Origin of the sequence: Kitasatospora azatica KCTC 9699 (assembly GCF_000744785.1) — a bacterium.
Taxonomy (GTDB): Bacteria; Actinomycetota; Actinomycetes; order Streptomycetales; family Streptomycetaceae; genus Kitasatospora; species Kitasatospora azatica.
This window is the reverse complement of the sequence record NZ_JQMO01000003.1, coordinates 2,147,643-2,166,558: the sequence shown is the minus strand read 5'-3', so window position 1 is coordinate 2,166,558 and position 18,916 is coordinate 2,147,643. Positions and strand designations below refer to the sequence as shown.

The following is an 18,916-nucleotide window of genomic DNA, read 5'->3' as shown; positions in this document are numbered from 1 at the left end:
ACCGTGGCTCGGGTGATGACGCAGATGATCGTGCTGAACGGTGCCTCCAGTTCCGGCAAGTCCACCCTCGCCCGGCAGTTGCAGGCGGTGCTGCCCGACCCGTGGTTGACCTTCGGGGTGGACACCTTGATCGAGGGCATGCCCGCCGCGTTGTTGGAGGGCGAGGGTGAGGGCGGGATCTCCGTCGAGGGCGACGGCGAGGTGGCGGTCGGGGAGGTGTTCCGGGAGCTGGAGGACGCGTGGATCCAGGGGATCGCGGCGATGGTCCGGGCGGGTGCCCGGGTCATCGTGGACGAGGTGTTCCTGGGCGGCGGCGCCTCGCAGCAGCGCTGGTTGGCGGCGCTGGACGGGGTGCGGGTGTGCTGGGTCGCGGTCCGGTGCGACGCCGAGGTGGCCGCGGGTCGGGAGACGGCGCGCGGTGACCGGGCTCCGGGCATGGCGGCGTCCCAGGCCGGGCTCGTCCACCAAGGGGTGCGCTACGACCTGGAACTGGACACCACCCACGCGGACCCGGCGGAGTGCGCGCTGACCGTCAGGCGCTACCTCTCCAGCACCGGCAGCAGCTGAGGCAGGTGCCCGTCCGAGGCCAGCGCCGCCGCTCGCCGTTCGGCCGGCACCTCCCCGTACGTCGTCGTCCGCTGCCGTGACGGCCGGCCGGCCGCCTCGGCGATCGCCTCCAGGTCGCGGATGGACTTGTAACTGCCGTACGCCGAGCCGGCCATCCGCGAGATGGTCTCCTCCATCAGGGTGCCGCCCAGGTCGTTGGCGCCGCTGCGGAGCATCTCGGCGGCGCCCTCGGCGCCCAACTTGACCCAGCTGGTCTGGATGTTGGGGATGTGCGGGTGCAGCAGCAGGCGGGCCATCGCCACCACCGCGCGGTTGTCGCGGCGCGTCGGGCCGGGGCGGGAGATCCCGGCCAGGTAGACCGGGGCGTTGGTGTGGATGAACGGGAGCGTGACGAACTCCGTGAAGCCGCCGGTGCGTTGCTGGATCTCGGCAAGCAGTCGCAGGTGGCCCAGCCAGTGCGCGGGGGCGTCCACGTGCCCGTACATCATGGTGGAGGACGAGCGGATGCCCAACTCGTGGGCGGTGGTGACCACTTCCACCCAGGTGGCGGCCGGCAGCTTGCCCTTGGTGAGGACCCAGCGCACCTCGTCGTCCAGGATCTCCGCGGCCGTTCCGGGGATCGTGTCGAGCCCGGCGGCGCGGGCCCGGGTCAGCCAGTCCCGGATCGAGAGCCCGGTCCTGGTCGCCCCGTTGACCACCTCCATCGGCGAGAACGCGTGCACGTGCATCCCCGGCACCCGCTCCTTCACGGCTCGCGCGATGTCGAAGTACGCCGTGCCGGGCAGGTCGGGGTGGATGCCGCCCTGCATGCAGACCTCGGTGGCGCCGACCTCCCAGGCCTGGGCGGCGCGGTCGGCGACCTGCTCCAGCGAGAGGGTGTAGGCGTCGGCGTCGGTGCGCCGCTGGGCGAAGGCGCAGAAGCGGCAGCCGGTGTAGCAGACGTTGGTGAAGTTGATGTTCCTGGTGACGCAGTAGGTGACGGTGTCTCCGACCGCATCGCGCCGCACGGCGTCCGCGATGGCGCAGAGCGCGTCCAGCGCCGGTCCGTCGGCCGAGAACAGAGCAAGCGCTTGCTCGTCGGTGAGCCGCTGCGGGTCGTCGGCGGCCACCGCGAGGGCGGACCGCACCTCCCCGTCCAGCCGCGCCACCGGCACCGTCCCGAGCGTCGCCGCCTGCTCGCGCAGCGCCGTCCAGTCGCCGTACACGTCCTCGAAGTCGGCCCGCCGGTCCCCGCTGCGGCCCTCGGTGTCGATGGTGCGGTGCAGGTCGGTGCGGCCGGACGGGGCGGGCAGGTCCTCGGGCTCCTGCCAGGGGCGGCCGACGACCGGGGCGTCGGGAAGAGCCAGCCCGGTGGCCGGGTCCATCAGGGCCCTGACGTGCGGCAGCAGGCGCGGGTCGAGCCACGGTTCGCCGTGCAGCAGGTACTCCGGATGGGCCGTCAGCCGCTCGCGCAGCTCGAAGCCCACCCCGGCGGTCCGGGCCGCCAGCTCCTCGATCTGCGGCCAGGGGCGCTCGGGGTTGACGTGATCGGGCGTCAGCGGCGAGACCCCGCCCCAGTCGTCGATGCCCGCGTCGATGATCAGCCGGTATTCGGAGTCCACCAGGTTCGGCGGCGCCTGGATCCGGGCGGACGGGCCGAGGACCACCCGGGCCACCGCGATGGCGGCGGCCAGCTCCTCCAGCTCGGCGTCCGGCATCGCCCGCATCGCGGTGTCGGGCTTGGCGCGGAAGTTCTGGATGATCACTTCCTGGATGCCGTGGTACTGCCGGGCCACCGTGCGGATCGCGAAGAGCGAGTCGGCCCGCTCCTCGTAGCTCTCGCCGATGCCGATCAGGATCCCGGTGGTGAACGGGACGGAGCTGCGCCCGGCGTCCTCCAGCACCCGCAGCCGGACGGCGGGCTCCTTGTCGGGCGAGCCGTAGTGCGGGCCGTCGGGCTCGGACCAGAGCCGGGTGGCGGTGGTCTCCAGCATCATCCCCATGGAGGGGGAGACCGGCTTGAGCCGCTGGAAGTCGGTCCAGCTCAGCACGCCCGGGTTGAGGTGCGGCAGCAGACCGGTCTCCTCCAGCACCCGGATCGCCATCGCCCGGACGTACGACAGCGTGTCGTCGTAGCCGTGCGCGTCCAGCCACTCGCGGGCCTCGGGCCAGCGGTCCTCGGGGCGGTCGCCGAGGGTGAACAGCGCCTCCTTGCAGCCCAGCGCGGCGCCCTGGCGGGCGATCTCCAGTACCTCGTCCGGTCCCAGGTAGAGCCCGTGGCCGTCGCGCCGCAGCTTGCCGGGGACGGTGACGAAGGTGCAGTAGTGGCAGCGGTCCCGGCAGAGCCGGGTGAGCGGGATGAAGACCTTCTTGGAGTAGGTGATGATCCCGGGCCGGCCGGCCTCGGCCAGTCCGGCGTCGCGCAGGCGGGCGGCCGTCGCGCACAGGTCCCGCAGGTCCTCGCCGCGGGCCTGGAGCAGCACGGCGGCCTCCGCCCGGTCCAGCGCCACCCCGTCCCTGGCCCGGCGCAGGGCCCGGCGCATCGAGGACTCGGTCGGAGCGGACCGGGTCGGACCGGCCCCGGGCGTTGAGGACACGGTCGGGGAGGACACGGGCGTCGAGGACACGGTCGGGGAGGACCCCGTCGGAGAGATCCCGTTCGGGGCTGCGGCAGGCGTGGCGTCCATGGCCCGACCCTACGCCAGCAGGAGGACCAGCTGCCGGGCCGAACCCTGATGCCGTCTCAGGGTCGACTGCATCGTGGGATGTATCCGGCTTTGGCCCTGCGGGGCGATGCCGTCGAGCACTCCCCGGGCTCTAATGGATGTCATCACGCTTCATGACGGAGGGGCTGAACCGATGACGCAGGACGCAGGATTCGAGGAGCAGCACGGCGCGGAGCAACCGGCCGGGGACCAGCCGATCGGCCGGGCCTACCAGGCGCGCCGGCGCACTGCGGTACGCGTGCTGGTGCCGGTGGCGATCGCGGCGATCGCGGCCACCGGTGTGGCCGTGGTGCCGGCGCTGGCCAGCGACAGCGCGCCGACGCTGCCTCAGGTGACGGCCGAGCAGCTGGTCACCAAGGTGTTGGCGAACCAGACCCAGGCACTGAGCGGGACGGTCAAGGTCTCCACCGACCTGGGCATCCCGAGCCAGCTGCTCTCCATGGTGGGGCACGGCAGCGTCGCCTCGGCCGTGGGCGGATCGGCGGCGGCCGCGGGCGGCTCCGGGCAGGCCAAGGAGGGGGCCGGCGGCAGCCAGGCCGATCCGACCGCCAAGCTGACCGAGCTGCTGGCCGGGGAGCACACGCTGCGGATCGCGGCCGACGGCCCGGACCGGCAGCGGGTGGCGCTGATCGACAGCCTGGCCGAGTACGACCTGATCCACAACGGCGACCAGGCCTGGGCCTACGACAGCGCCAGCAACCAGGCGGTGCACCTGACCGACAAGACCGGCAGGAGCGGCGCGGCCAAGCAGGCGCCGCCGCAGCTCGGTGATGTCACCACGCCGCAGCAGGCCGCGCAGAAGTTCCTGGCCGGCACCGCGAACAGCTCGGAGGTCACCGTCGCGGGCACCGCCTCGGTGGCCGGACGCAGCGCCTACCAGCTGAGCGTCAAGCCCAAGCAGTCCGGCTCGACCATCGCCGAGGTGAAGATCGCGGTCGACTCGGCCACCGGCACCCCGCTCGCGGTGGTGGCCACCTCCACCTCCGGTGCCACGGTGCTGGACGTGCACTTCTCGGACGTGTCGTTCGCCAAGCCGGACGCCAAGACCTTCGACTTCGCCCCGCCGAAGGGCGCGAAGGTCACGGAGCAGGCCGCGAAGCCCGGGGACGCCCAGGGCTCCAACTTCGACGCCGCGCCGCTCGGCAAGAACGGCCCGGGCAAGAACGACTCCAAGGTGATCGGCTCCGACTGGACCGCCGTCCTGTCCGCCCAGCTGCCCAGCGGCCAGGGCGAGGCCGGCCGGGCGCGGTCGAACACCGCACAGGGCCGCAAGGGCACCGGGAACGGCTTCCCCGACGCCGTGGGCCTGGCCAAGTCGCTCGGCAAGCCGGTGGCCGGCGGCACCCTGATCAGCACCAAGGTGATCAACGTGCTGATCACCGACGACGGCCACGTCTACGCGGGCGCGGTCACCCCGTCGGTCCTGCAGGCTGCGGCCGGGGTGAAGTAAGTGACCCAGTCTCCGACGCTGGAGACCGCGGAAGGGGGCCGGACCGCCAAGGCGGCTTCGGCCCCCGTCGGCGGTGCTCCGGTCATCCGCACCCAGGGCCTGACCAAGCGTTTCCGCGGCGGCCAGCTGGCCGTGGACGGGCTCGACCTCACCGTGCCGCGCGGCAGCGTCTTCGGGTTCCTCGGACCGAACGGCTCGGGCAAGACCACCACCATCCGGATGCTGATGGGCCTGATCGCGCCGACCTCCGGCGTGGCCACGGTGCTCGGCCAGTCGATGCCGCAGTCGGTGGGCAGCGTGCTGCCCCGGGTCGGCGCGCTGATCGAGGGCCCGGCGCTGTACGGCTTCCTGTCCGGCCGCGACAACCTGGTCCGGTTCGACGCGGCCGACCCCACCTCCGACCCCCGCACCCGGGCCCGCCGGGTCGGCGAGGCGCTGGACCGGGTCGGGTTGGGCGCGGCGGCCGGCAAGAAGGCCCGGGCCTACTCGCTGGGCATGAAGCAGCGCCTGGGCCTGGCCTCGGCCCTGCTCCAGCCGCGCGAGCTGCTGGTGCTGGACGAGCCGACCAACGGCCTGGACCCGCAGGGCATGCGGGAGATCCGCGCGCTGGTGCGCGAGGTCGCGGCCGAGGGCACCACGGTCTTCCTCTCCTCCCACCTGCTGGACGAGATCGAGCAGGTCTGCACGCACGCCGCGGTGATGTCCAAGGGCCGGCTGATCGTCCAGGGCACGGTGGCCGAGCTGGCCGCCCGGGCCCAGGGCCGGCTGGTGGTCCGCACGGTCGACACCGAGCAGGCGGCGAAGCTGCTGACCGAGCACCAGGTGACGGACCTGCGGATCTCCGAGGGCCGGGTGGACGGCGAGCTCGCCTCCGCCGAGGACGAGGAGCTGCTCCCCCGGCTGTGCGCCGCCCTGGTCGCGGCCGGGGTGCGGGTGCGCGGCTTCGGCGTGGAGCGCGGGACGCTGGAGGACGCCTTCGTGGCGCTGACCGGAGAGGGATTCGATGTCGCAGGTTGAGACGGCCGCACGGGCGGTCGCGGCGGGCCCGCGCCGGCAGACGGTGCCGGGCTTCCTGGCCCTGTTCCTCAGCGAGCTGGGCCTGACCTTCCGCCGGCTGCGCACCATCGCGCTGCTCGGGGTGCTGGCCCTGGTGCCGATCCTGATCGGCGTGGTGGTGCGGATCGAGACCGGCGACATGCACGGCCGCGACAGCGGTCCGGCCTTCCTGGCGCAGGTCACCCAGAACGGGGTCTTCCTGACCTTCACCGCGCTGGCCACCTCGCTGCCGATCTTCCTGCCGATGACCGTGGGCGTGGTGGCCGGCGACTCGGTGGCCGGCGAGGCCACCTCCGGCACGCTGCGCTACCTGCTGGTGGCCCCGGCCGGGCGGACCAGGCTGCTGGCCGCCAAGTTCGCGGCCGCGATCGCCTTCTGTGTGGCGGCGACCCTGGCGGTGGCGCTGTCGGCGCTGGTGATCGGCTCGATCCTGTTCCCGGTGGGCGACGTCACGCTGCTCTCCGGCGACACCATCGGGCTCGGCGCGGCGCTGCTGCGGGTGGTGCTGATCTCGGGCGTGGTGGCGCTCTCGCTGTCGGGGCTGGTGGCGATCGGGCTGTTCATCTCCACCCTGACCGGCAGCGGGATCGCCGCGATGGCGAGCACCGTCGGTCTGGTGATCATCGTGCAGGTGCTGGACGCCTTCCCGCAGCTGCACGCGATCCAGCCGTGGCTGTTCACCCACCACTGGCTGACCTTCGGGGACCTGCTGCGCCAGCCCATGTACTGGGACGGCGTCTGGCAGAACCTCGGGCTGCAGGCGCTCTACGTGGCGGTCTTCGGGGCCGCGGCCTGGGCGCGGTTCACCAGCCGGGACATCACGGCCTGACCGGGTCGGCGGGTGTCCGGTCAGCAGGTGTCCGGTCGCCGGGTGTCAGGTCGCCGGGTGTCCGACCGACGGGCGCGGCCTGCGGCAGCGGCCGGCGGTCGGCCCGCATCCGGCGCAGCGCGTCCCAGGAGAGCACCACCAGCGCGGACCAGACCAGCGCGAAGCCCGCCCAGCGGGCCGGCGGCATCGACTCGTGGAAGTAGGCGATGCCGATCAGGAACTGGAAGGTCGGCGCCAGGTACTGCATCAGGCCCATGGTGGACAGCGGCAGCCGGATCGCCGAGGCGCCGAAGCAGAGCAGCGGGACGGCGGTGATCGGGCCGGTCAGCGCGAGCAGGGTGGCGTGGCCGGCGCTGTGGCCGAAGCTGGAGTGGCCGGTCAGCGCGAGGTAGACCAGGTAGCCGAGGGCGAACGGGAAGAGGAAGGCTGCTTCCAGCGCGAAGCTCTCCAGCCCGCCGAGCGCGACCTTCTTCTTCAGCAGCCCGTAGCAGCCGAAGCTGAGCGCCAGGGTGAGCGCGATCCACGGCAGCCGCCCGTAGCCCAGGGTCAGCACCACGACGGCGACCGCTCCGATGCCGACCGCCGCCCACTGGGCCCGGCGCAGCCGCTCGCGCAGCAGCAGGACCCCGAAGGCGATGGTGACCAGCGGGTTGATGAAGTAGCCGAGGCTGGTCTCCACCACGTGTCCGGAGTTCACGCCCCAGATGTAGACGCCCCAGTTCACGCCGATCACGGTGGCGGCCAGGGCGCTCAGCGCCAGGCGGCGCGGTTCGCGCAGCAGCGGCCGCAGCCAGCCCCAGTGCCGGCGGGCGGCGAGGATCGCGACCGCCGCGAGCAGCGACCAGACCATCCGGTTGGCCAGGATCTCGGTGGCGCCGCTGGGTTCCAGCAGCGGCCAGTAGAGCGGGAAGAGTCCCCACATGCCGTAGGCGGCGAGTCCGTACCAGAGGCCCTTGCCGGCCTCGCTCCGGGCTGTCTGCGGCATGACTGCACTCTCCTTCACCCGGCACACGGTCGAGCTGACCGTAGCGGGCGAAGGAGGTGGCTGTCATCTCCATAGGTGTATTTAGCTCATGACACGGACACGCGGCCCGGCACCGCGCGGCTCAGGACACGGGTGCGCCCCAGGGCTCGGCCAGCCGCAGCCCGCCGAGCTTCTCGGGGTTGACCTGGGCCCGCAGGCCGACGATGACCCCGTCCCGGATGTCGAAGCTGAGCGAGCCGAGGACCGCCCCGTCCCGCACGAAGACCAAGCCCTCCTCGCCGTTGATCCAGGCGTACTCGGCGGTGGCCCCGACCATCTCCGGCTTGGCCAGCACCCCGAGCAGCCAGCGCGCCACGTGGTCCGGCCCGTAGAGCGGCCGCCGGGCCGCGCGCACCACACCGCCGCCGTCCGACCAGGAGGTGACCTCGGGGGCCAGCAGCTCCATCACCGCGCTCGCCTCACCGGTCGCGCAGGCGGCCATGAACCGCTCGGTGACCTTGCGGCGCTCGGCGGTGTCGGTGTCGAACCGCGGCCGCCGGGCCTCCACATGGGCCTTGGCCCGGTGCGCGGTCTGCCGCACAGCCGCCTCGGACTTGCCCAGCGCCTCGGCGATCTCGGCGTTGCCGTAGCCGAAGACCTCGCGCAGCACGAAGACCGCGCGCTCCAGCGGGCTCAGCGTCTCCAGCACCACCAACAGCGCGAGCGAGACGGACTCGGCGAGTTCGGCCTGCTCGGCGACGTCGGGGGTGGTGAGCAGCGGCTCGGGCAGCCACGGGCCGACGTAGGACTCGCGGCGCACCTGGGCGGAGGTCAGCCGGTTGAGCGAGAGGTTGGTGACCGTCCGCACCAGGTACGCCTTCGGGTTCTGCACCGTGGCGTGGTCGACGTCGGCCCACTTGAGCCAGGCGTCCTGCAGGATGTCCTCGGCGTCGGCGACGCTGCCCAGCATCCGGTAGGCGGTGCCGAAGAGCAGCCGCCGGTGTTCGAGGAACGGGTCCTCCAGCTCCTTGATCATTCCATCAGCCTAGGGCCTGTCCGGCGCCCTTGGTCAGGCCACCGTCCAGGTGTCCGGGCCGGCCAGCAGCGCGGCCAGGTCACCGGCCCCCTTCTGGGCCACCGCCGTCTCCAACTGCTCTGCCATCAAAGTGTCGTAGACCGGCCGCTCGACGCTGCGGAACACCCCGATCGGGGTGTGGTGCAGGGTGTCGTTGTCGGCGAGGCGGGAGAGCGCGAAGGCCGTCACGGGGCCGGCCGCGTGGGCGTCGTGGACCAGCACCTCGGCCTGGTTGGCGGCGGTCAGCTCGCGGATCACCAACTCGCCGCTGTCGCGGTCGCGGAAGACGCCCTTGCCGGCGAAGGTGATCGGCTGCCCGTGCTCCAGGCGGATCAGCGCCTGGTCGGCCGACTCCGGGTCCTTCAGGATCTCGAAGGCGCCGTCGTTGAAGATGTTGCAGTTCTGGTAGATCTCCACCAGCGCCGTGCCCTGGTGTTCGGCGGCGGCCCGCAGCACCGAGGTCAGCGTCTTGCGGTCGGAGTCGATGGCCCGGGCCACGAAGGTCGCCTCGGCGCCGAGCGCCAGCGAGACCGGGTTGAACGGCGCGTCCAGCGAGCCCATCGGGGTGGACTTGGTGATCTTGCCCAGCTCCGAGGTGGGCGAGTACTGACCCTTCGTCAGGCCGTAGATCCGGTTGTTGAAGAGCAGGATCTTCAGGTTGACGTTGCGGCGCAGCGCGTGGATCAGGTGGTTGCCGCCGATGGACAGCGCATCGCCGTCGCCGGTGACCACCCAGACGCTCAAGTCCCGCCGGGAGGTGGCGAGTCCGGTGGCGATGGCCGGGGCGCGGCCGTGGATCGAGTGCACCCCGTAGGTGTTCATGTAGTACGGGAAGCGGGAGGAGCAGCCGATGCCGGAGACGAAGACGGTGTTCTCCCGGCGGATGCCCAGTTCGGGCATGAAGGCCTGGACCGCGTTGAGGATCACGTAGTCCCCGCAGCCGGGGCACCAGCGCACCTCCTGGTCGGTCTTGAAGTCCTTGGCCGACTGCGGCTCGTCGCTCTTCGGGACCAGCTTCAGCGAAGGAAAGCCCTGCTCACTCATCAGTTCTCGCTCCCGTCCAGCGTCCCGATCGCCGCCCACAGCACATCCGCCAACTGGGCTGCCTTGAAGGGCAGTCCGCGCACCTGGTTGTAGGACTCGGCGTCCACCAGGTAGGTGCCGCGCAGTAGCAGGGCGAGTTGGCCGAGGTTCATTTCCGGCACGATGACCTTCTCGTAACTTCCCAGCACCTGGCCGAGGTTGGCGGGGAAGGGGTTCAGGTGGCGCAGGTGGGTCTGGGCGATCTTCCCGCCGTCGGCGCGCACCCGGCGCACCGCCGCGGTGATCGGACCGTAGGTGGAGCCCCAGCCGATCACCAGCACCCGCGCCTCGCCGTCCGGGTCGTCCACCTGCAGCGGCGGCACGGTGACGCCGTCCACCTTGGCCTGCCGGGTGCGGACCATCAGGTCGTGGTTGGCCGGGTCGTAGGAGATGTTGCCGGTGCCGTCCTGCTTCTCGATGCCGCCGATCCGGTGTTCCAGGCCGGCCGTGCCGGGCACCGCCCAGGGGCGGGCCAGGGTCTGCGGGTCGCGCTTGTAGGGCCAGAAGGCCTCGCTGCCGTCCTCCAGCAGCTGGTTCGGGCCGGTGGCGAAGTCCGGCTCGATCTGCGGGAGTTCGTCCACCTCGGGGATCTTCCACGGCTCCGAGCCGTTGGCCAGGTAGCCGTCCGACAGGAGCAGCACCGGGGTCCGGTAGGTGACCGCGATCCGGGCCGCCTCCAGGGCCGCGTCGAAGCACTCGGCCGGGGTGGCGGGGGCCACGATCGGCACCGGCGCCTCGCCGTTGCGCCCGAACATCGCCTGCAGCAGGTCGGCCTGCTCGGTCTTGGTCGGCAGACCGGTGGACGGGCCGCCGCGCTGGATGTCGATCACCAGCAGCGGCAGTTCCAGCGAGACGGCCAGGCCGATGGTCTCGGACTTGAGCGCCACCCCGGGGCCCGAGGTGGTGGTCACCCCGAGCGCCCCGCCGAAGGCCGCGCCCAGCGCCGCGCCGATGCCGGCGATCTCGTCCTCGGCCTGGAAGGTCCGCACGCCGAAGTTCTTGTGCTTGGACAGCTCGTGCAGGATGTCGGAGGCCGGGGTGATCGGGTACGAGCCGAGGAAGAGCGGCAGGCCGGAGCGCTCGGCGGCGGCGATCAGGCCGTAGGAGAGCGCCAGGTTGCCGGAGATGTTGCGGTAGCGGCCGGCCGGCAGCTTGGCCGGCGGCACCTCGTAGGAGACCGCGAAGTCCTCGGTGGTCTCGCCGAAGTTCCAACCAGCCCTGAAGGCCTGGATGTTGGCCTCGGCGATGGCCGGCTTCTTGGCGAACTTGGTGCGCAGGAACGATTCGGTGCCCTTGGTGGGCCGGTGGTACATCCAGGAGAGCAGGCCGAGCGCGAACATGTTCTTCGCCCGCTCGGCGTCCTTGCGCGCCAGCCCGCTGTCCTTGAGCGCCTCGAGGGTGAGCGTGGTGAGCGGCACCTTGTGCAGGTGGTAGGCGCTCAGCGAGCCGTCCTGCAGCGGGTCGGCCGGGTAACCGACCTTGGCCAGCGCCCGCTTGGTGAACTCGTCGGTGTCGACGATGATCTCGGCGCCGCGCGGCAGGTCGGCCAGGTTGGCCTTGAGCGCGGCCGGGTTCATCGCGACCAGCACGTTCGGCGCGTCGCCGGGGGTGAGGATGTCGTGGTCGGCGAAGTGCAGCTGGAAGCTGGACACACCCGGCAGGGTGCCCTGCGGTGCCCGGATCTCGGCAGGGAAGTTCGGCAGGGTGGACAGGTCGTTGCCGAAGGAGGCGGTCTCCGAGGTGAAGCGGTCCCCGGTGAGCTGCATCCCGTCGCCCGAGTCACCGGCGAACCGGATGATCACCCGGTCCACCCGGCGGATCGGCTTGGCCCCACGGGGCGCGCCGGGTGCCGTGCGGCTTCCCGGGCCTCCCGGGCGCTCGCTCGCTGCTTCTGCCTGATCGACCTCGCTGGTCACTGCCGCGGACCTCCCTCAGGGGTACCAGCAGCGGGCGCGAGCCGTGTGCCCCGTCCGCCTGGTGCACCGATCGCATCCTATGCGGGTAGAGAATCCCTAGGCGGTAGCTAAAGCAATAATTCGACTCTGGCTATTTCCGCTGTCCACCGGACGGCGCAGGCTTCAGGAGTTGAGGTAGGTGAGCACCGCGAGCACCCGGCGGTGGTCCTCCTGGCTCTGCCCCAGGCCCAGTTTCTGGAAGATGTTGGAGACGTGCTTCTCCACCGCGCCGTCCGAGACCACCAGCTGCTTGGCCACCGCGGCGTTGGTCCGGCCCTCGGCCATCAGCGCGAGCACCTCGCGCTCGCGCGGGGTCAGCCCGGCCAGCACGTCGCCGCGCCGGCTTCGGCTGAGCAGTTGCTGCACCACCTCGGGGTCCAGCGCGGTGCCGCCGCCGGCCACCCGGACCACCGCGTCGACGAACTCGCGCACCTCCGCCACCCGGTCCTTGAGCAGGTAGCCGATCCCCCGGGTGGAGCCGGCCAGCAGCTCGGCGGCGTACTGCTGCTCGACGTACTGGGAGAGCACCAGCACCCCGAGCTCGGGGTAGAGGCCGCGCAGCGTCACGCAGGCCCGCACGCCCTCGTCGGTGTGGGTGGGCGGCATCCGGACGTCGGCCACCACCACGTCGGGCAGCGTGCCGGCGCTCGCCAGGTCGTGGATGGTCTTGAGCAGCGACTCGCCGTCCCCGACCCCGGCCACCACCTCCAGGCCGCGGTCGGTGAGCAGCCGGGTCAGGCCCTCCCGGAGCAGGACCGAGTCCTCGGCGATGACGACACGCAGCATGTGCGACCTTCCCCCAGTTTCCCGCCCGCAGGACGTGCGGAGCCCGCAGAAGGTGCGGACCGGTCTCACATGGTACGGATCGCCACCGCGTCGCAGAGCCCCTGCAGAGCCGCCTTGGCCGGGCACTCCGGCAGCGCGGCCAGCAGCGCGCGGGCCTCCTCGGCGTAGCGCAGGGTCTCCCGGCGGGCCCGCTCCAGCGCGGGGTGACGGCGCAGCAGGCGCAGCGCCTCGGCGTGCCGCTGATCGTCCGTCAGGTCCTGCTGGAGGAGTTCGCGCAGGCGGATGTCCTCGGGGTCGGACTCGTCCACCGGCATCGCCTGGAGCAGCAGCACCGGCAGGGTGGGGACGCCCTCGCGCAGGTCGGTGCCGGGCGTCTTGCCGGACTCGTGGCCGTCGCTGGCGATGTCCAGCACGTCGTCGGCGAGCTGGAAGGCGGTGCCCATCTTCTCGCCGTACTCGGTGACCAGCTCCACCATCCAGGGCTCGGCGCCGGCCATCAGCGCGCCGAACCGGCAGGAGACCGCGACCAGCGAACCGGTCTTGCCGGAGATCACCTCGAGGTAGTGGGTCAGCTGGTCGTCGCCGGGACGGGGGCCGGCGGTCTCCAGGATCTGGCCGGTGACCAGCCGTTCGAAGGCGTCGGCCTGGATCCGCACCGCTTCGGGGCCGAGGTCGGCCAGCACCTGGGAGGCCCGGGAGAAGAGGAAGTCGCCGGTCAGGATGGCCACCGAGTTGTCCCAGCGGGCGTTGGCGGTGGGCACGCCGCGCCGTACGGGGGCTTCGTCCATCACGTCGTCGTGGTACAGCGTGGCCATGTGGGTCAGCTCGACCACCACGGCGGCCGGCACCACGCCGGGCGCGGTCGGGTCGCCGAACTGGGCGGCCAGCATCACCAGCAGCGGGCGGAAGCGCTTGCCGCCGGCCTTGCTCAGGTGGCTGGCGGTGATGGTGATGAAGGGGACGTCACTCTTGACGGCCTCGGCCAGCGCGGCCTCCACCGCCTGCATCCCGGCCTGGACGTCACGGGTCAGATCGCGGTCCTGCACGCTGAGCCCGAAGGGTCCCACGACGGTCACGAAGACCACTCCTGTCGCCGGTCGATCATGCGGTCCGGTCCCTGTTGCGGCCGCTGCCATCCACAGCAGCGTATCCGGTCACGAGTGGATCACTGTACGGGCGTGCGGGTACGGCGCCGAAGATGGCGCCGTACCCGCCAGGAGGGCCAATTTTCACCGCACGAAGAGCGCGGCCTTGGACGCGAGGTCCAGGAAGTACTGCGGCAGCAGCCCCAGCCCGAGGGTGACGATCACGCCGAGCGAGATCGCGGTCGCGGTGAACGCGCTGGGGATCGCCACCGCCGGGCCGTTCGGCTGCGGGTCGGAGAAGAACATCAGCACGATCACCCGGATGTAGAAGAACGCGGCCACCGCCGAGCTCAGCACACCGACGATCACCAGCGGGGTGGCGCCGCCCGCCGCCGCGGCCTGGAAGACCGCGAACTTCCCGGTGAACCCGCTGGTCAGCGGGATCCCGGCGAAGGAGAGCAGGAAGAGCGCGAAGACCGCGGCCAGCAGCGGCGAGCGCCGGCCGAGACCGGCCCAGCTGGACAGGTGGGTGGCCTCGCCCTTGGAGTCGCGCACCAGGGTGACCACGGCGAAGGCGCCCAGCGTCACGAAGGAGTACGCGAGCAGGTAGAAGAGCACCGCGCTCAGGCCCTGCCGGTTGGTGGCGATCACGCCGGTCAGGATGAACCCGGCGTGCGCGATCGAGGAGTAGGCGAGCAGTCGCTTCACGTCCTGCTGGGTGACCGCCAGGATCGCGCCGACCACCATGGTGAGGATCGCCACGCCCCACATCACCGGCCGCCAGTCCCAGCGCAGCCCGGGGAAGGCCACGTAGAACAGGCGCAGCAGGGCGCCGAACGCGGCGACCTTGGTGGCGGCCGCCATGAAGCCGGTGACCGGGGTCGGGGCGCCCTGGTAGACGTCCGGGGTCCAGGCGTGGAACGGCACCGCGCCGACCTTGAAGAGCAGGCCGACCGCGAGCATCGCCAGGCCGATCAGCAGCAGCGCGTCGTTCTGCGTGGTGGTGGCCAGCGCGGGGGTGGCGGGGGCCACGCCCGAGATGACGTCGGCGATCTCCGGCAGCCGGAAGCTGCCCGCGTACCCGTACAGCAGCGCGCTGCCGAAGAGGAAGAACGCGGAGGCGAAGGAGCCGAGCAGGAAGTACTTGACCGCCGCCTCCTGGGAGAGCAGCCGGCGGCGCCGGGCCAGCGCGCAGAGCAGGTAGAGCGGCAGCGAGAAGACCTCCAGCGCCACGAACATGGTCAGCAGGTCGTTGGCGGCCGGGAAGAGCAGCATGCCGCCGACCGCGAACAGGGTCAGCGGGTAGACCTCGGTGGCGGCGAAGCCGGCCCTGGTGGCCTGCTTCTCCTGCTCACCGCCGGGGGTGGCGGAGCCCTGCGCGGTGAAGGCGTCCAGCGGGACGCCGTCCACCTTGGGGTCGAGCCGGCGCTCGGCGTAGAGCAGCACGGCCAGCACGGCGGCCAGCAGGATGACGCCCTGCAGGAAGAGCGCGGGGCCGTCCAGCGCCACCGAGCCCATCGCCAGCAGTCCGCTCTTGGTGGTGCCGTAGCCCTGGGTGGCGAGCACCAGGACGGCGACGAAGGCGGCGGCCAGGCCGCCCAGCGCCAGCGTCACCTGGGTGGCGTACCGCCAGCGCCGGGGCAGGAAGGCCTCGGCCAGGATGCCGGCCACGGCGGTGCCGAAGACGATCAGCATCGGGGAGAGCTGGCCGTACTCGATCTGCGGTGCCGGGATGCTCGGGGTGTTGCCACCCGCGGCTTCCATCCACAGGCTGTGGACAGTGCTCACTTCTGCTCACCTCCGAGCGGTGCGTAGGAGAAGAACGCCACCGGGTGGGCGGGCTTGGGATCGGTCTGGTGGACCTGGGAGAGGGTGTCGGCCACCGCCGGGTTCACCAGGTCGGTGAGCGGCTTCGGGTAGACGCCGAGCACGATGGTCAGCGCGATCAGCGGACTGACCACCAGCAGCTCACGCACCTTCAGGTCGGCCATGCCGCTGATCCCCGCCTTGACCGGCCCGGTCATGGTGCGCTGGTAGAGCACCAGCACGTAGAGCGCGGCCAGCACGATGCCCAGGGTGGCGATGATGCCGAGCACCGGGTAGCGGGTGAAGGTGCCGACCAGGACCAGGAACTCGCTGACGAACGGGGCCAGGCCGGGCAGCGAGAGGGTGGCCAGGCCGCCGATCAGGAAGGTGCCGGCCAGCACCGGCGCGACCTTCTGCACCCCGCCGAAGTCGGCGATCAGGCGCGAGCCGCGGCGGGAGATCAGGAAGCCGGCGATCAGCATCAGCAGGGCGGTCGAGATGCCGTGGTTGACCATGTAGAGGGTGGCACCGCTCTGGCCCTGGCTGGTCATCGCGAAGATGCCCAGGATGATGAAGCCGAAGTGCGAGATCGAGGCGTAGGCCACCAGCCGCTTGATGTCCTTCTGACCCACCGCCAGCAGCGCGCCGTAGATGATCCCGATCACCGAGAGGACCAGGATCGCCGGGGCGAAGAACTTCGAGGCGTCCGGGAACAGGCCCAGGCAGAACCGCAGCATCGCGAAGGTGCCGACCTTGTCGACCACCGCGGTGATCAGCACCGCGGTCCCGGCGGTGGCCTCGCCCATCGCGTTCGGCAGCCAGGTGTGCAGCGGCCAGAGCGGGGCCTTCACCGCGAAGGCGAAGAAGAAGCCGAGGAAGAGCGCGCGCTGCGCGGTCGGGTCGATGGTCAGCTTGCCGTCGGCGATCGCCCCGGTGAGGGTCTGCAGGTCGAAGCTGCCGAAGCCCTGGTCCTGCGCGATCACGTACAGCCCGATCACCGCGGCCAGCATCACCAGGCCGCCGAGCAGGTTGTAGAGCAGGAACTTGACCGCCGCGTAGGACCGCTGGCGAGCCGCGTCCGGACCGCCGGCCCGGTCGCCGAAGCCGCCGATCAGGAAGTACATCGGGATCAGCATGGCTTCGAAGAAGACGTAGAACAGGAAGACGTCGGTGGCCAGGAAGGAGACGATCACCATCGCCTCGACGGACAGGATCAGGGCGAAGAAGCCCTGGGTCCGCCGGCGCCCCTCAAAGGTGTTGCTGTCGAGGGTGCCCTCGGGGGCCGGTGCTGGGTCGGCGTCGTGCCAGGAGGCCAGCATCACCAGCGGTACCAGCACCGCGGTGAGCAGCACCAGGACCGCGCCGATGCCGTCCACGCCGAGCGAGAAGCTGATCCCGAAGGAGCGGATCCAGCTGTAGTGCTCGGTCAGCTGGTAGCGCGGGCCGCCGGCCTTGAACCGGGCCGCGACCACGGCGGTCAGCGCCAGCGTGGCCGCCGAGACGCCGAGCGCCACGGTCTTGGTGGTGCGCCGCCGGGCATCGCTCGTACCGGCCGGCAGCGCGGCGGTGAGGATCGCCCCGGCGGCCGGGACGGCGCAGGTGGCGGTGAGCAGAGCAGTCACGACAGTCCCCCTTCCTGACGCAGCATCAGATGACTCATACCGACCTCATCAGGAGAGTGGTGGCGACCAGCACCAGCGTGCCGCCGAACATGGAGAGGGCGTAGGAGCGGACGTAGCCGTTCTGCACCCGGCGCAGTCGGCTGGAGATCCCGCCGATGGTGGCGGCCAGGCCGTTGACGAAGCCGTCCAGGCCCTTGCTGTCGAAGTAGACCAGCGCGGCCGTCAGGGCGGAGCCGGGGCGGACCAGGACGGCGTGGTTGATCTCGTCCTGGTACAGGTCGCGGCGGGCCGCCCGGGTGAGCGCCGAGCCGACCGGCGGGGTGACCGGCACCGGGTTGCGGCCGTACACCAGGTAGGAGACGCCGACGCCGACCAGCATGCAGGCGCCGGTGAGCAGGGTGACCACGATCGGCTGGAGCGGCGAGTCGCCCTCGCTGTGCCCGGTGACCGGCTCCAGCCAGTTCAGGAAGGAGCTGTTGATGCTCAACAGGCCACCGGCGAAGACCGATCCGACGGCCAGCAGGATCATCGGCACCGTCATGGTCTTCGGCGACTCGTGCGGGTGCGGCTCGTGCCCGGTCTCGGCACTGGGCTGCCAACGCTTCTCGCCGAAGAAGGTCAGGATCATCACCCGGGTCATGTAGAACGCGGTGACCGCGGCGCCGATCAGGGTGACCGCGCCGAGGATCCAGCCCTCGGTGCCGCCCTTGGCGAAGGCGGCCTCGATGATCTTGTCCTTGGAGAAGAAGCCGGACAGTCCGGGGAAGCCGATGATCGCCAGGTAGCCGAGCCCGAAGGTGACGAAGGTGATCGGCATGTACTTGCGCAGGCCGCCGTAGTGACGCATGTTCACCTCGTCGTCCATGCCGTGCATGACCGACCCGGCGCCGAGGAAGAGCCCGGCCTTGAAGAAGCCGTGGGTGACCAGGTGCATGATCGCGAAGACGTAGCCGATCGGGCCCAGTCCGGCCGCCAGGATCATGTAGCCGATCTGCGACATGGTCGAGCCGGCCAGCGCCTTCTTGATGTCGTCCTTGGCGCAACCGACGATCGCACCGTAGAGGAGGGTGACCGCGCCGACGCAGACCACCGCGGTCTGCGCGGTGGGCGCCAGGTTGAAGATCGCGCTGGAGCGGGTGATCAGGTAGACGCCGGCGGTCACCATGGTGGCCGCGTGGATCAGGGCGGAGACCGGGGTCGGGCCCTCCATCGCGTCGCCGAGCCAGCTCTGCAGCGGTACCTGGGCCGACTTGCCGCAGGCCGCGAGCAGCAGCATCAGGCCGATCGCGGTCAGCTTGCCCTCGCTCGCCTGCTGCGCGGTGCCGAAGACCGGGCCGAAGGAGAAGCTGCCGAACTCGAGGAACATCAGCATGATCGCGATCGACAGGCCCATGTCGCCGACCCGGTTGACGATGAAGGCCTTCTTGGCGGCGGTGGCCGCGCTCGGCTTGTGCTGCCAGAAGCCGATCAGCAGGTAGGAGGCGAGCCCGACGCCCTCCCAACCGACGTACAGCAACAGGTAGTTGTCGGCCAGCACCAGCAGCAGCATGGCGGCCAGGAAGAGGTTGAGGTAGCCGAAGAAGCGGCGGCGGCGCTCGTCGTGCGCCATGTAGCCCACCGAGTAGAGGTGGATCAGGGTGCCGACGCCGGTGATCAGCAGCACGAAGGTGATCGACAGCTGGTCCAGTTGGAAGGCGACGTCGGCCTTGAAGCCCGCCACTGGGATCCAGCTGAACAGCTTGACGTGCACGGCCCGTTGGTCGGTGGGCCGGCCCAGCATCTCGAAGAAGAGGGCCAGCCCGAAGGCGAAGGAGAGCGCGGCGGCGAGCGTGCCCAGCCAGTGGCCGAACCGGTCGAGGGCGCGCCCGCCGAGCAGCAGCAGGACAGCACCGGCCAACGGCGCTGCGACGAGCAGCGGGATGAGAGAGTTCAC

At 71.3% G+C, this 18,916-nt stretch carries 14 protein-coding genes; 4 read left to right on the top strand and 10 right to left on the bottom strand.

What is annotated here, in order from left to right; all coding sequences use genetic code 11:
- Positions 1 to 24 precede the first annotated feature (24 nt).
- The gene (gene cpt / locus BR98_RS20295) at positions 25 to 567 is read left to right on the top strand and encodes a chloramphenicol phosphotransferase CPT (protein ID WP_035853174.1); all 543 of its coding nucleotides are present in this window, start codon (positions 25 to 27) and stop codon (positions 565 to 567) included.
- Here the strand turns inward: cpt and BR98_RS20290 are convergent.
- The gene (locus BR98_RS20290) at positions 540 to 3,143 is read right to left on the bottom strand and encodes a bifunctional FO biosynthesis protein CofGH (protein ID WP_267886083.1); all 2,604 of its coding nucleotides are present in this window, start codon (positions 3,141 to 3,143) and stop codon (positions 540 to 542) included. The genes cpt and BR98_RS20290 overlap by 28 nt on opposite strands.
- 262 nt (positions 3,144 to 3,405) lie before the next feature.
- Between BR98_RS20290 and BR98_RS20285 the strand changes: the two genes are divergently transcribed.
- Genes BR98_RS20285 through BR98_RS20275 form a run of 3 tightly spaced genes read left to right on the top strand, consistent with a single transcriptional unit; the run spans position 3,406 to position 6,607 of the window.
- Positions 3,406 to 4,722, top strand: a complete 1,317-nt coding sequence (locus tag BR98_RS20285) for a LolA family protein (RefSeq protein ID WP_051969969.1) — start codon at positions 3,406 to 3,408, stop codon at positions 4,720 to 4,722.
- An 18-nt stretch (positions 4,723 to 4,740) separates the two neighbouring features.
- Entirely contained in the window at positions 4,741 to 5,739 is a 999-nt protein-coding gene (locus BR98_RS20280; protein WP_035853172.1) for an ABC transporter ATP-binding protein, read from the top strand.
- Positions 5,726 to 6,607 carry an ABC transporter permease gene (locus BR98_RS20275; RefSeq protein ID WP_035846613.1) on the top strand — a complete coding sequence of 294 codons (882 nt, stop codon included), beginning with the start codon at positions 5,726 to 5,728 and terminating at the stop codon, positions 6,605 to 6,607. Before BR98_RS20280 ends, BR98_RS20275 begins: the two co-directional genes overlap by 14 nt.
- Here BR98_RS20275 and rarD read toward each other — a convergent pair.
- The 9 genes from rarD to nuoL form a co-directional block, all read right to left on the bottom strand.
- A complete protein-coding gene (gene rarD / locus BR98_RS20270) occupies positions 6,597 to 7,592 on the bottom strand; it encodes an EamA family transporter RarD (RefSeq protein ID WP_083976754.1) in 996 nt (331 codons plus the stop codon). The genes BR98_RS20275 and rarD overlap by 11 nt on opposite strands.
- Before the next feature lie 121 nt (positions 7,593 to 7,713).
- A complete protein-coding gene (locus BR98_RS20265; protein ID WP_035846611.1) occupies positions 7,714 to 8,607 on the bottom strand; it encodes an RNA polymerase sigma-70 factor in 894 nt (297 codons plus the stop codon).
- A 33-nt stretch (positions 8,608 to 8,640) separates the two neighbouring features.
- On the bottom strand, positions 8,641 to 9,690 hold the full coding sequence (locus BR98_RS20260; protein WP_035846609.1) for a 2-oxoacid:ferredoxin oxidoreductase subunit beta: 1,050 nt from the start codon (positions 9,688 to 9,690) through the stop codon (positions 8,641 to 8,643).
- Entirely contained in the window at positions 9,690 to 11,645 is a 1,956-nt protein-coding gene (locus BR98_RS20255) for a 2-oxoacid:acceptor oxidoreductase subunit alpha (protein ID WP_035846607.1), read from the bottom strand. The genes BR98_RS20260 and BR98_RS20255 overlap by 1 nt, the downstream gene beginning before the upstream one ends.
- A 162-nt stretch (positions 11,646 to 11,807) precedes the next feature.
- Complete coding sequence (locus tag BR98_RS20250) at positions 11,808 to 12,467, bottom strand: response regulator transcription factor (RefSeq protein ID WP_035853170.1); 660 nt, start codon at positions 12,465 to 12,467, stop codon at positions 11,808 to 11,810.
- 68 nt (positions 12,468 to 12,535) lie between these two features.
- Positions 12,536 to 13,546, bottom strand: coding sequence for a polyprenyl synthetase family protein (locus BR98_RS20245; protein ID WP_035853169.1), 1,011 nt, complete (start codon positions 13,544 to 13,546; stop codon positions 12,536 to 12,538).
- Positions 13,547 to 13,699: 153 nt separating this feature from the next.
- Positions 13,700 to 15,319, bottom strand: a complete 1,620-nt coding sequence (nuoN, locus tag BR98_RS20240) for an NADH-quinone oxidoreductase subunit NuoN (protein ID WP_035853167.1) — start codon at positions 15,317 to 15,319, stop codon at positions 13,700 to 13,702.
- Positions 15,320 to 15,339: 20 nt separating this feature from the next.
- Positions 15,340 to 16,983 carry an NADH-quinone oxidoreductase subunit M gene (locus tag BR98_RS20235; RefSeq protein ID WP_035846605.1) on the bottom strand — a complete coding sequence of 548 codons (1,644 nt, stop codon included), beginning with the start codon at positions 16,981 to 16,983 and terminating at the stop codon, positions 15,340 to 15,342.
- Between the two features lie 34 nt (positions 16,984 to 17,017).
- Positions 17,018 to 18,916: an NADH-quinone oxidoreductase subunit L gene (gene nuoL, locus BR98_RS20230; RefSeq protein ID WP_035846603.1), complete on the bottom strand. Its 1,899-nt coding sequence runs from the start codon at positions 18,914 to 18,916 to the stop codon at positions 17,018 to 17,020.

Coding starts and splice junctions, on each gene's coding strand:
- rarD (WP_083976754.1), bottom strand. CDS start 7,592: ATGCCGCAGACAGCCCGGAGCGAGGCCGGCAAGGGCCTCTGGTACGGA.
- BR98_RS20275 (WP_035846613.1), top strand. CDS start 5,726: ATGTCGCAGGTTGAGACGGCCGCACGGGCGGTCGCGGCGGGCCCGCGC.
- BR98_RS20260 (WP_035846609.1), bottom strand. CDS start 9,690: ATGAGTGAGCAGGGCTTTCCTTCGCTGAAGCTGGTCCCGAAGAGCGAC.
- cpt (WP_035853174.1), top strand. CDS start 25: ATGATCGTGCTGAACGGTGCCTCCAGTTCCGGCAAGTCCACCCTCGCC.
- BR98_RS20285 (WP_051969969.1), top strand. CDS start 3,406: ATGACGCAGGACGCAGGATTCGAGGAGCAGCACGGCGCGGAGCAACCG.
- BR98_RS20265 (WP_035846611.1), bottom strand. CDS start 8,607: ATGATCAAGGAGCTGGAGGACCCGTTCCTCGAACACCGGCGGCTGCTC.
- nuoN (WP_035853167.1), bottom strand. CDS start 15,319: ATGGAAGCCGCGGGTGGCAACACCCCGAGCATCCCGGCACCGCAGATC.